The following is a 12,204-nucleotide window of genomic DNA, read 5'->3' on the forward strand; positions in this document are numbered from 1 at the left end:
TCGCCGTCGGTTATTCTTTCGTTCCTTTACAGCCACGTTGGAAAGAGGTTTAGAATTGATCCTCCATCACCTCCCCGCAATTGAGGGCTTGTTCGATGGCCCCCAGGAATGCAAAAAAACCATCATAATCATGATTCGGTTTATATCATGAAATGTCTTCGTTCAATGCCACCTACTTCACCGCCGACCCGAACCTGGTTGATTTCACCGCTCTCGCTCAGGCGCAATCCTGCCTTGATTTCAGAAGGACAATCCATCGAATACCCTTGCCTGAACATGACATTCTCCACTTCCCGCATAGAGCGTTGGCCATGTTGGTACAAATAGCTGAGCAGGGCACCGTTGGATGTTCCTGTCGCGCTCTCCTCGGGAATATCGTACAGCGGCGCGAAATTCCGGCATTCCGCAGCAGCATCGTCTGGCGTATCCATCGTGAACAGATGATATCCAACTACATCATATTTTTCGCTGATGACGGTTATGGCGTCAAAATTTGGCTGAACCTCATTCAAGAGCTTCCTGCTGCGGATCGGGATCAAAATGTCCCGCAGCCCCGTCGAAACAATCTGGATGGGCAACCCGGTTTCCAGATCCTCGGCATCCATCCCCAAAGATGGGGCGATTTCCTCACAGGATATCCTTTCAAGAAATTGTGGTAAAGCCTGTGACAAATAAACAAGACCCTCGGAGCTAATATCGACATCCAAAATCCCTGCCTTGGTTTCTATCGTATAGGAGGTCCCTTCCTTTGCCAAACCCAGCGAATGCATTAGTCCAAATGCAGCAATCGTGGCATGTCCGCACAGATCAACTTCGCTGGCGGGGGTGAAGTAGCGGATTTTGTAATCCGCAAGCAGGGATTTTTCCATAAAGGCCGTTTCCGAAAGGCCCACTTCTTTCGCTATGAGCTGCATATCCGCAGCATTCAGCGAAAGGTCATCCTCCAAGACAACGCCTGCTGGATTACCGCCACGCTTCCCTTTCGCAAACGCATTTAACGTATACACTTCCACATTCATGTTCCGCTCGTCCTCTCCTTATATTCGGATGTGTGCAACCGCACGTCCCACTCGCTTATTCAAGTCAATCTCTCCCGCTCCGTACGGCATTGCATGATGTTCACTACAGACGGGCTCTCCCTGCCCATCAGTTTCCAATATGCACGACCCCTCTCGATAGCATCCCGTATCCTTACGTTCAATTTGAATACCCTTCCATTCCAAACAATTCGTAGCTATCAGCCGGAGAATTTGTAGGTACAGCAAATTGGACCATTAATAAAGAAAAATAAGACGACTATATATAGAACTACGCTTCCCGTTAGCGTAATGCTCCTTCGAAAGACTGAAATCCAGCTACTACAAATAAAGCAATCTTCTTGGTGACTTCCTCTTTATTCGTGGTGACGCTACTTGTGGCCAATTGCAAAGCACCTTCATGAATGATTTGTGCAAAAATAGGCACAAACATGTTCTTTTCGTTACCGGTATATTTTTGTTCCAAACTTTTCGACAAAAAAGCCTTCAATTCATTTAGTATTTTTTCTTGCATTTGAGGTAAGACCAAGCTAGCATAGCTGCTGCGACATTGAATGTTCGGTTTTTGATAGAAATCAGATACCGCTAAAATGAGTTGATTTATGCTATCCAGATCGAATTTCACAACACCTGAAGTATGGTTTTGGATAGATTCTGAGGCGAAATCCCCCATAATAAAATCGATTAAATCGTATTTATCATTAAAGTGTGCATAGAATGTAGCCCGATTAACCTGCGCTACCCTTGTTATATCCGCTATTGTAATTTTTTCAAAATCCTTTTTAGAAGCCAAAATGAAAAAAGCATTAATCAATGATTGTTTCGTTTGTGTCATTCGTATATTCCTTGCTTTTGTGGCCATTTCCTTCACCCTCTAACCCAACAATTTATTATTCTTGTGGCTATAGCAACATTCGCACAGGGTTGTTGATTGTTGCATGAAACCTTTGGCTGTATAGTTTTCATTAAAGCAACGCATGTTTCTTTTAATATATCATAGATAAGGAGCTAACGAAAAATGAAAACTATTGTCATAGTTGGTGCAGGTCTTGGATTAGGTTTGTCTCTAGCCAAAAAATTCGGAAAGAATGGATATAGGGTAGCAGTGATTGCACGTAACCCTGAGAAATTAGCAATGATCGAACGTGAACTTAGAGAATTAAATATTGAAACGCAATCTTTTGTAGCGGATATCACGGACTTAGCTGCTTTAAAACAAGCCATTCAAGCAGCTAAAAAAGAGTTTGGTTCGATTGATGTACTAGAATTCAGCCCCTATGCCAGGGAGGATAAGTTCACAAACGTACTAGAAACTACGCCTCAAAGTGTATTAGATATAATGAAAAGCTATTTACTAGCTGGCGTTCTGTCCGTTAATGAGGTTCTACCGGATATGATAAATAACGGTTCTGGTGCAATTTTATTTACAACAGGCGTATCTACTATGTTCCCTGTACCTTATGCCGGGAATGCCGGAATCGTTGGGGCTGGTATTCGTAATTATGCCGCAAACCTGCACAATGAGTTGAAAGAAAAAGGTGTGTTTGTCGGACATCTTTCAATCGGAGCCATGATACAACCCGGAACAGCAGGGGACCCAGATGTTATTGCTGAAGCTTGGTATAACTTATATGAGAAAAAGGACCATTTTGAAGAAATATTCCCTCCAGGGCTTGATCCAACTAAAATTCTTGGTGAAAATTAAAACGAAAGAGATAAGACAACTATTGATATGATAGTTGTCTTATCTCTTTTAATGCCTAGAGCATTCTCTAATCGACAATTGACATTAGAATTAAACATAGCCAATAAAAAAGGAGCAGCTGCCGCAGCACGCTACTCCACGCTAACGTTTCCCATTAGCCTAGTCGTTCATTCATTTGTTTAAGGTGATGGATATCGTGGTCAATGAATATCTTCAAATATCTATCAACTGTAAATTGACGTTTTCCAGAACCAATAGTGAACTTAACGTTACTGTCGATTCCAGATATCGCTTCTATTAATAATCTTCTATTCAGGACAAACTCATCTATTAAAGAACCTGTTGTTGTAAAAACACTTATGTATTCGATGGCTTCTCTATTATGTAAATCATGATTAGGGAAAGCGTTCAAGTTTGCACCCTCATTCATATATGGGACATGATTCCCTAAAATGAACTTATCCCAGTAATATAAATGTCCTATGATTTCCTTGACTGACCACTTACCTTCACTTATTGGCTCAAGAAGGCGTTGTTCGTCGAATTCTTTATACTTATGTATTTCTTCTGCTGTCTGACCATATTTCAAAGCTGCTTTATTATTCATTTATTAACCTCATTTCTGATATGAGAATAAGTAAATTTTCTCCAATAACAACACCAATGTAAAGAACATTTGTTTCCAATTCCGTACCTTGGGTTAAAACTATACTGCCCGTTAGCTGAATAAAGCCAGCCGGTAAAGTGATCGGCTGGCTTCTTGTCTTTACTGAGCTATCGTTTCCCGTTAGCGTAATACCTACATTTCCGTTCGAGCAAATACGTGCCGCATGAAGTAACAAGTTACTTTTTCTTCACTGGAATCCAAATCTCCCCAGTAACATACTCTGCCGTTCCATAATACATCTCGAAACTTGGGCCTTCAACCTGTTCGTATTCCGATGTCGGGAACCATTCGGAATAAATCCGTCCCCATAACTTTATTAAATCACATTGCGGTTCCGGGAAAATCGCCCACGTTAGTGCTGGGACAGAAAGTTTTGTAAATCTCTCCGGAATTTCAAGTCCTTTTGGCAAAAAATAACTCACCATGTATTTAAAAGATGTTCCAGTATGATCAAATAAGGCAGCGTGCAAGATGGTGTTACTAAAGCGTCCCAGTAATCCATTCATCCCTTCAACGCTGCCATCTATATCACATTGTTGACGGAATTGAGCAACTTCAGCATATACTTTTTGGGGATCGGAATTGACCAGATCATAAGCTCCAAACATCTCAAAAGGTCCTTTTGATTCGATGCGGTAATTCATTTCGATATCTCCTTTAATTGAAATATGAAAGGACATTCGAGGATAGGCTTTTAGAGAAACGCCTTTATCGCGCGCAGATATCGGCATGATCCCATGTAGATTCTTAAACGCCCGTGCAAACGCTTCTGGCGAATCATATCCATATTTCATAGCTACATCAATAACCTTTGCATCTGTTGTTTGCAGTTCAAATGCTGCCAATGTCAACCGTCGACGCCGAATGTACTCAGATAACGATACTCCAGTAATAAACGGAAACATTCGTTGAAAATGATAAGTAGAACAACAGGCTCTCTGCGCTATTTCATCATATAAGATATTGTCCGCTAGGTTTGTTTCGATATATTCCATGGCGCAATTCATCCTGTCCAACCAATCCATCGTTTTCCCTCCTTTCTAGATGAATTTTATGACAAATACAAAATGAATACCTTGCATTTTCTGCACGAAAAAGTCAGCATGTCGAAGATAATATAATTCTCCCTCTATTGGTATGTTCATCGCAGAAAAGAATTATTATATCGCCATGATTGCTCTATAAAACATCAATTGGCCACATCACCTGAAGTCGATCCCAACAAATCCAATGTATTAGTTACTTTGAGCTATGCTGCCCCGTAAGTAGAGCAAAGGCAGCTGATTAAAGTGATCGTTGCCCTTGCTGTTGCATATTAAACTATCGTTCTCCGTTAGTTCAATAATCATTTGGCTTCGACATTAATACTGCCGAAAACTTTTCATCAATATAAGCGTTAAGCTGCCAAATGCCAGGTTTCGGTAGCTTCATTGAGGATGGTAAATGAGCATCTGCACCGTTATTTGGACCGCCCAATGATGTAGGAATATCAACAGTAAACGGATTTATCTTCTCACCGGATTTTATATTAATGGCATCGACTTTAAATTCCCCGTCCAAATCAGCTTTACTTCCCCATAAGTGCCACATATGTTTATTAGCTTGATTCGCCACGAAATCCGGTCCCAAGATACCGATTTTCCCTTCTATGCCTTGCATTTCGATTCCTTCACTTACAAACTTTGGGCTGACTTCTGCATCTTTTTCGGAAGTATTTGAACAACCAAATAAAATTAGCAATCCAACGATTAATATGCTAGTACAAAGAAATTTCACAATAATCATTCCTCTCATCTCATTACATTATAACGACCAGATGCCCCATAAAGTTCCAATACCATTGATGTAATCTGCCCGTTAGCTTAAAAGCGATGATGCCATAAATATTAATGCCTTGCCCTTAACTTTTATTAAACTTCAGTTTCTGCTTCTTGTGCTTCCTGATTTCCCTGCTCTTCAACCTCACTGACCCTTCGGTAAAAAGTCGTCCTCTTCATATCGATCTGTCGCATAGCCTCGGTTGCAGTTATCAGTCCGTCCTTCCACTCCTGGTACACCCGAAGAAAACGATCATCTATTTCCTTCCGATATCCTCCAAATGTAACCCCTTCTGTTCGTGCAACCTCAATACCTTCCGCCTGTCGTTGGCGGTTCTTCTTTCGCTCCTGTTCGGCCACGTCGTTTTCACCCTTTCGTTCACCTAGCACTAAATTGCCCTACCGCTGCTTAGAATGCGGTGTCTCGCAATATACAAAAAAAAGGAGCTGGCCCAGTTGGGTCAGCTCCTTAATTATCGCTTTACCTAAATCCTTTTTCTTACCATGCTATTGCTAACCAGAGCTTTGCTGACTAAGACCATTACAATGGTCAAAATGAGAAAATAAAGAGGCATAGTAAGCAAAGAGTCGTTATGCAAATAGCTCATACCGCTAGTAATCAGGCTTACGAGCAAATAGTAACCCAGCCCGAATACCGCCCCTGCTGTGCCGACCACATCCTTATACTGAATAAGAGCCAGACTTAGGCAATTCGGAATCGCCATACCGACACCGAGTAGCAGAATAAAGATGCAGACAATGATAGAGGCCATCGAGATTGCGTTGGATTGTAATCCAACGAAAGCAAGGACCGCTAATATCAAAGCTCCGGCTGCAGCCGTAATGCAGCCCCAGGCAATAATGCTTTCAACGGCAAACCGGCTTAAAAGCTTTTTGGACAGCATGGCACCGATAATAGATGACAAGGCCGTACATATGCCAAGTAATCCAAACCAACCCGGCTTCAGCCCGAAGAAGTCAATAAAAATAAAAGGGGCTTCGGCATAGTAGCTAAATAGAATCCCGTTCGTTGCGCCAATCAAAAATCCGAATGCCCAGATGTTCCTATCATTAAGCATTCTGCGAGCGACCGCAAAGGAGCTAGTCTTTGTAATCGAATCTGCATCTCGCGTTTCCGGCAAAGAGCTGTACGTATAGGCAAAAATGGCGACGCTGATTACAATTAAGGTCATAAAGACAGCACGGAAGCCGAGCCATTGATCTATCCAACCGCCCAGCAATGGTCCGATGGCCGGAGAAAAAGCGAGTGCTGCAGAAATTTGGGCAAACATGCCGTGGCGCTTGTCATCCGGAATGCTCTCCCGCAAAATAGTCTGTGTCACAACAGAACCTGTACTTGCTCCGAACGCTTGAATAAAACGGCTAATAAGCAACCCCTCTGCAGACGGGGAGAAATAACAGCCAAGGCTTCCAATTCCATAAACAGCTATACCCCACAACAGGGAAGGTCTACGGCCAATTAAATCGGATAATCTGCCCCAGCAAAATACACCCACAGCAAAGCCGAGAAAGTAGATACTTAATGTCAATTGAATTAAATTCCCGCTTGCTTGCAGCTGCTCCGTAATATCAGGAAGTGACGGTGTATAGATCGTTTCACTTATTTGCGGAAATCCTACTAATACGATAAATAACAATAATGATGGTGATGAGATTTTTCTTAACACTTTTGCTTCCCCCTATACTTGCAAAATCCCAATCAAATGATTTTATTTGTTGAGATTATGGGATGGGGGGCTTGCACTTGCATAATCGGGAAAATGATAACATTCGAATCAACGACCTTTTCATTTATAGGGGGATAATATCTTTCAGCAGTATAACAAGATTGCTTTATCGCCACAAGCAAGTTTTTATTCATAATCTGGAAATGATTGAAGTAGGCTGGAGTTATTCGATGTTCATGCAAACGTTTGGGATTAAGAGTGAAGCGCAAATTCTAAACTGGGTACTTAAATTCAAGCTAAGCATCTCCTCTGGTAGATGGACGCGAACGCTAATCCGTTTAAGCATAAAAAAAGCCCCATTCATTCATGGGGTTCAGATTGTTGACATCAGAGGAAAATTATCTTGGTCTCCTCTCTAGAGCCCAATGTACTCAATGTCGCCTATCTCTATGGGTTTTTGATCGATCATGCCATTTATGCTAAATCAAACAACAGATTTCTCAAGAATCTCCTTATGGATATCTCCATAAGTTTTGCTTGATGGAGTTGGGGTAGCCTGGATAACTGTTATCATGTTTTGTTTAGGCAGAATATTTATCTCTTGACCGCCGAATCCCCTACATGCGTAACCATTTTCCAGTATCCACCACAAATATCCATATGAGCTGTTGTTGTCGTTTGGCCTTAGCATTTCCTTAATATAATGTTCAGAAACAATCCGTTCGCCTTCTACAATGCCGTTGTTTAGAACTAGAAATCCTATCTTCGCAAGATCTCTGGCAGATAAATTAGAGTGTTCCTCTCCTTTCATTACGGTATACGAAACACCACAAGGGCTTTCAGCCCATCTTCCACTCGTTATTCCTAAAGGCTTATATAAAAGCTCCTCACACAGTTCATAAGATGTATTTCCGAAAGCATTTCCAATAACAGCAGATAGCAATAGCACATCCCATTCTTTATATACGTAGCTGCTTCCAGGATAGTCTTTCATCGCAACATCTGCGACATGCGCGATCCAATCCCTCGTCCGCTTCATTTGCTCGACCATTGGACAATGATAATGAACGCCGCCGTTCCAGAAAATCCCTGATGACATGGTGAGAAGATGTCGAATCGTTATGGCCTTATGATAAGGATGGACGCCTGTTTGAAACGCAGGCAAGTAATCGCTGATTGGGTCGTCCAGGCTTCGAATCATGCCTTTATCAAGACATATCCCCGTTAGTAAAGAAAGAATGCTTTTCCATATCGATTTAATATTATTTCTGCTATTTTCATTATATTTGTTGTAATATCTTTCAAATACAATTTTCCCGTTTTTTACAACAAGGACGCTGTTGACAAGCCGATATCGCCTTTTTTTAATAAAATCATCAAGGTCGCCTAACATCTCCGCATCCATGCCTTCCGCCTGGGGCGTGGAATATTGCCACTCTAAATTCATCTCAAATACCTGCCGATAATCGATTTTTCGTTTCTTTTCAACTGCTCTGGAGATCCGAACGCAATAATAAACCCACCATCACTGCCGCCTCCTGGACCCAACTCTATAATATAATCGCAATTGCTTAACACGGCGGGGTCATGCTCAGTCACAATTACCGAATTCCCGTTCTCAGTTAATTCGAGCATCAGCTTGATTAGTTTTTCACTATCTGAAAATGATAAGCCGGTTGTAGGCTCATCGAGAATATACAAACGATCCTTACCAGACTGCTTGCCAAGTTCTTTAGCGAGTTTAATCCTTTGAGACTCTCCGCCGGAAATGGTCGGTGTTTGCTGCCCCAACTTAATATACCCAAGTCCTACTCGTTCAAGAGTAAAAAGTATATGGCAGATATTCTTATCATATGCAGCACTTTCCTCATTTCCGAAAAAATCTATCGCTTCCGATACGCTCATTTCGAGGATTTGACGTATATTCTTGCCTTCAATCGTTATTTCCATGGCTTCTTCTATAAAGCCTGTTCCTCCGCAAGCGTCACAATTTTGTTCGATATAGTTTCCAAAACCCACATGATATTTGATCACTCGATCACCTTTGCATTGACGACATCCACCTTCGGAGTTCAGTGAAAATAATCCTACTCCATATCCTCTCTCTATCGAATCAGACGTGCTTGCAAACATCTTTCGGATCCGATCGAAAATCCCCGTGTAGGTAGCCGGACAAGAGGTTCTGCTTCTTCCTATGGGTTTTTGATCAATGACCAAGCATTTCTTGATATGTTCGATTCCACTTACGCTTACATCGGATAAAAGCACCATTTCTTCGTCTTCATCTGTAATTGTAAGAAACTCTTTTAATTTAGGGACCAAGGTGCCTGAGATAAAACTCGATTTTCCACTGCCTGATACCCCTGCGATCCCTACCATTACACCGAGGGGGATTTGTACAGTTAAGTGGCGGAGATTATGCAGGTATGCATTTTCAATCGTCAGCATTTTTTTCGGGTTTATCTTAGAATATGTCTTCTTTACTTGCAGCTTTTTTTGATCGGCTAGATATGGAGCGGTTCTCGATAATTCACAGGTCGTAAAATCGTCGAAGCTGCCTTGAAAGATACGATGACCTCCGTAAATTCCAGCATCAGGTCCTAGATCAATGATATAATCTGCAGCACGCATAAAATTTTCATCGTGCTCAACAGCAATTACCGTATTCCCTCGATTAACCAGATTTTGAATGATTTGAATGAGCTTTGCTTTCTCAATTTCATGCAATCCAATGGTCGGCTCATCGAATATAAAGATGATCGAATCCATCTGAGCAATGATAGAGGAAGCGAGAAACAACCGTTGTATTTCACCGCCCGACAAGGTTGGGACAGGTCGCGACAATGAAAGATGGTGAAGGCCCACATCAATGATACAATCCAGCTTAAGAATAATCTCGTTGATAAGTGTCATACCGAATAACTCAGATTTATCCTTTGTTAAAAAATCATTCAAATCTTTAATATACATATTCTCCAGATCTGTTATGGTTTTTCCGGCTATTGTTGTATGCATTGCCTGTTCACCCAAGCCGGCTCCTCCACACTTGTTGCACTGTTCCTTCCTGCCGTACGCTTCAGATAAGATTCCATTTTGCCTACCGCTAATTTCGCCATATTTAAATCCATTCAACAGCCATGGAATGACACCTTGAAAACTTGTCTTTCCATGGTCTCCATATTTTAAAACTAACAGTTGTTCATTGCTCAATGTATGAATCGGTTGCGTTACAGTCAGCCCATGATATGAACAAAATTCGTCCAACCTCTTTCTGGCCCCTCCCCGATATAGCAACCGTTCGACTAATAGATCTTTTAACTGTGTTCTTCCATCTGAGAAGATCTTATCTTCATCAATGGAATACGCGTTTCCATTACCTAAGCACTTTACGCACATTCCTTTCGGTGAGTTCCTCAGGAACATGTCCATGCTTAGGGAAAGCCCATCGTCGTAATTGGGATCTCTCTTGCCATATGTAGCAAATAAAACGGCGAGCATATTGCCAATCTTTGTCCGCGTTCCAACCGTGCTACGTGGATTGGATTGGCGAATAATTCTTTGTTCCACTGCGACGGTAGGGGCTAGACCTGTGATTTGATCAAAGGTCGGTGCGGCATCCACCATAAACTGCGTACCGGAAAACATGAGGTATCGGCGTTTGCCCTCCTCATACAATGTGTCGAACGCGAGACTGGATTTCCCGCTGCCGGATACTCCGGTTATCACGGTCAATTTACCTCGCGGAATTCGAAGATCGATATTTTTCAAATTATGAACCCGTGCACCCTTAATTTCGATAAATTCGTTCATAGTATGCTGCCTTTCATAATATTTCATCTTAAAACCTACCGTGGGAGGCAGGCTTCTTTAATGATTCGTACCGACTCGTTTACAGAGATTTCACCTGATGAGGATAGGGAATCATCCCTTTGCTTGTTCCGTTGCGATTTGTTTCCTTGATATTTAGCTCCATCCCAATCCTGCTATAACACTTCCCGCATCACTCTCCGAAAAATACCGGCAATTTGATCAAAACGGTCAGGCACGTCACGTAATCCTTGTATTTCAAGTCCAGAGCGGCTTAGATCTTGCACATTATTATAATTCACACCATTTCCATCCATTATATACCCTCGCTTACCATACATTCGTTGGGCGTTCCCGTAATCTTTATACAGTCCAACACCCAACCCAATATACTTAGACGTTTTCGAGGCTCTTCTTTCAAGTTCATCTAGTATTTTGCTTGCTATCTTCTTCCTTCGAAATTCTTGAAATACATTCAAATCGTTTACTTCAGGTATATTATTTCTGATGAAATAAGGATAATGTGAGTTGAAGATCAGGTGACAACAACCAGCTAATGAATTTCCGTAAAAATCCATTATAGTTAAACGTTTACCTTCACGATTCTCCTCTAAGCATCTGATGAAATACCCACCGTGTTTATACCATGGAAATTGAGTGGAAAATTCATGATCTAATAAAAGGGCTTCATTTATGTCGAAAGTTGCATAAATTTTATATTGAGGTATTTCGCGAAAGTCATCACTCTATCCTGCCCTTTAGCGCAAAGAAGACAGCCTATCATCAGACCGACTGCCTTCGTTTTATGGTTAAACTATCGTGTCCCGTTATGTTCCGTAAATATCAGGGGAAACGTATCATGAAAAATCCTAAAGAGAAAATAAAAAAGCCCGCAACAACGCGGACTTTAAGCGTATATGTTCTTGTCGTCTTTTAAAATATCCCGCCCTAAAGGCTATAACTCCTGCTGATCTCGTTTACTTTTCCACAACCGGAATCCACAATTCACCATATACGAAGCCGTCTCGCTGCCCCATCTCAACCGTTGCATTGGGCCCGCCAACATAGGCGTAATGATCGGCTGCTGGCAAGACTTGACCAAATGCAATGCCAGTAAGCATATTACTCAACTCATCGGCCGAATTCCCTTTGCCTTTAACGACGAGGTATTGTCCCTTAGGGAATTGGATTACTCTGTGTTCTTCCGGTACTGATGAATCTGTCATGACGCCAGCATAATACATCATCTTGTGATTGACCGCTTCGTTTACGGCAAAAATATATTCGTTCGCAGCAATAGTCTTTAATGTGTCAAGCCTTCCATCCTGCTCCACTGACCGCCAAAAGTTTTCCTTCTCCTTGTTCATGCCGGCATAATCCGTGTAATCGCTCTTCAGCTCCGTTCCAATTCCAAGAACGCTAAAGCTGTCTTTTTCCTCAAAGGTATACGTTGCCATGATTTCAGCTCCTTTATTATGAATGG

Annotated in this window: 12 protein-coding genes; 1 reads left to right on the top strand and 11 read right to left on the bottom strand. The window is 41.8% G+C overall.

The annotated features are described in order from the left end of the window. Positions 1-140: 140 nt before the first annotated feature. Both CJP46_RS29095 and CJP46_RS29100 read right to left on the bottom strand, forming a co-directional pair. Positions 141-1,019, bottom strand: a complete 879-nt coding sequence (locus CJP46_RS29095; RefSeq protein WP_094599125.1) for a PhzF family phenazine biosynthesis protein — start codon at positions 1,017-1,019, stop codon at positions 141-143. A gap of 301 nt (positions 1,020-1,320) precedes the next feature. Further along, the gene (locus tag CJP46_RS29100; RefSeq protein WP_094599126.1) at positions 1,321-1,899 is read right to left on the bottom strand and encodes a TetR/AcrR family transcriptional regulator; all 579 of its coding nucleotides are present in this window, start codon (positions 1,897-1,899) and stop codon (positions 1,321-1,323) included. Positions 1,900-2,055: 156 nt separating this feature from the next. Here CJP46_RS29100 and CJP46_RS29105 point away from each other — a divergent pair, with 156 nt between their 5' ends. After that, a complete protein-coding gene (locus CJP46_RS29105) occupies positions 2,056-2,742 on the top strand; it encodes an SDR family NAD(P)-dependent oxidoreductase (RefSeq protein WP_094599127.1) in 687 nt (228 codons plus the stop codon). 154 nt (positions 2,743-2,896) lie between these two features. Here the strand turns inward: CJP46_RS29105 and CJP46_RS29110 are convergent, their stop codons facing one another. The 9 genes from CJP46_RS29110 to CJP46_RS29155 all read right to left on the bottom strand — a co-directional run bounded on the left by CJP46_RS29110 (position 2,897) and on the right by CJP46_RS29155 (position 12,178). After that, positions 2,897-3,349, bottom strand: a complete 453-nt coding sequence (locus CJP46_RS29110) for a DinB family protein (RefSeq protein ID WP_094599128.1) — start codon at positions 3,347-3,349, stop codon at positions 2,897-2,899. A gap of 236 nt (positions 3,350-3,585) precedes the next feature. Further along, entirely contained in the window at positions 3,586-4,434 is an 849-nt protein-coding gene (locus CJP46_RS29115; RefSeq protein ID WP_094599129.1) for an AraC family transcriptional regulator, read from the bottom strand. 313 nt (positions 4,435-4,747) lie between these two features. Then, positions 4,748-5,194 carry a DUF4871 domain-containing protein gene (locus tag CJP46_RS29120; RefSeq protein ID WP_179281375.1) on the bottom strand — a complete coding sequence of 149 codons (447 nt, stop codon included), beginning with the start codon at positions 5,192-5,194 and terminating at the stop codon, positions 4,748-4,750. Positions 5,195-5,319: 125 nt separating this feature from the next. After that, positions 5,320-5,586 (bottom strand): recombinase family protein, encoded by a 267-nt coding sequence (locus CJP46_RS29125; protein ID WP_094599131.1) that lies wholly within the window; start codon positions 5,584-5,586, stop codon positions 5,320-5,322. A 125-nt stretch (positions 5,587-5,711) separates the two neighbouring features. Next, positions 5,712-6,914, bottom strand: coding sequence for a multidrug effflux MFS transporter (locus CJP46_RS29130; protein WP_094599132.1), 1,203 nt, complete (start codon positions 6,912-6,914; stop codon positions 5,712-5,714). 484 nt (positions 6,915-7,398) lie between these two features. After that, on the bottom strand, positions 7,399-8,361 hold the full coding sequence (locus tag CJP46_RS29140) for a serine hydrolase domain-containing protein (protein ID WP_094599134.1): 963 nt from the start codon (positions 8,359-8,361) through the stop codon (positions 7,399-7,401). Beyond that, positions 8,358-10,751, bottom strand: a complete 2,394-nt coding sequence (locus tag CJP46_RS29145) for an excinuclease ABC subunit UvrA (protein WP_218831066.1) — start codon at positions 10,749-10,751, stop codon at positions 8,358-8,360. Before CJP46_RS29145 ends, CJP46_RS29140 begins: the two co-directional genes overlap by 4 nt. A 146-nt stretch (positions 10,752-10,897) precedes the next feature. After that, positions 10,898-11,449 (bottom strand): GNAT family N-acetyltransferase, encoded by a 552-nt coding sequence (locus tag CJP46_RS29150; RefSeq protein ID WP_094599136.1) that lies wholly within the window; start codon positions 11,447-11,449, stop codon positions 10,898-10,900. 249 nt (positions 11,450-11,698) lie between these two features. Next, the gene (locus CJP46_RS29155) at positions 11,699-12,178 is read right to left on the bottom strand and encodes a GyrI-like domain-containing protein (protein ID WP_094599137.1); all 480 of its coding nucleotides are present in this window, start codon (positions 12,176-12,178) and stop codon (positions 11,699-11,701) included. Between the last annotated feature and the right edge of the window lie 26 nt (positions 12,179-12,204).

The organism is Paenibacillus sp. XY044 (assembly GCF_002257645.1).
Taxonomy (GTDB): Bacteria; Bacillota; Bacilli; order Paenibacillales; family Paenibacillaceae; genus Paenibacillus_AQ.

Coding starts and splice junctions, on each gene's coding strand:
- CJP46_RS29105 (WP_094599127.1), top strand. CDS start 2,056: ATGAAAACTATTGTCATAGTTGGTGCAGGTCTTGGATTAGGTTTGTCT.
- CJP46_RS29145 (WP_218831066.1), bottom strand. CDS start 10,751: ATGAAATATTATGAAAGGCAGCATACTATGAACGAATTTATCGAAATT.
- CJP46_RS29120 (WP_179281375.1), bottom strand. CDS start 5,194: ATGATTATTGTGAAATTTCTTTGTACTAGCATATTAATCGTTGGATTG.
- CJP46_RS29140 (WP_094599134.1), bottom strand. CDS start 8,361: ATGAATTTAGAGTGGCAATATTCCACGCCCCAGGCGGAAGGCATGGAT.
- CJP46_RS29115 (WP_094599129.1), bottom strand. CDS start 4,434: ATGGATTGGTTGGACAGGATGAATTGCGCCATGGAATATATCGAAACA.
- CJP46_RS29110 (WP_094599128.1), bottom strand. CDS start 3,349: ATGAATAATAAAGCAGCTTTGAAATATGGTCAGACAGCAGAAGAAATA.
- CJP46_RS29155 (WP_094599137.1), bottom strand. CDS start 12,178: ATGGCAACGTATACCTTTGAGGAAAAAGACAGCTTTAGCGTTCTTGGA.
- CJP46_RS29100 (WP_094599126.1), bottom strand. CDS start 1,899: ATGGCCACAAAAGCAAGGAATATACGAATGACACAAACGAAACAATCA.
- CJP46_RS29095 (WP_094599125.1), bottom strand. CDS start 1,019: ATGAATGTGGAAGTGTATACGTTAAATGCGTTTGCGAAAGGGAAGCGT.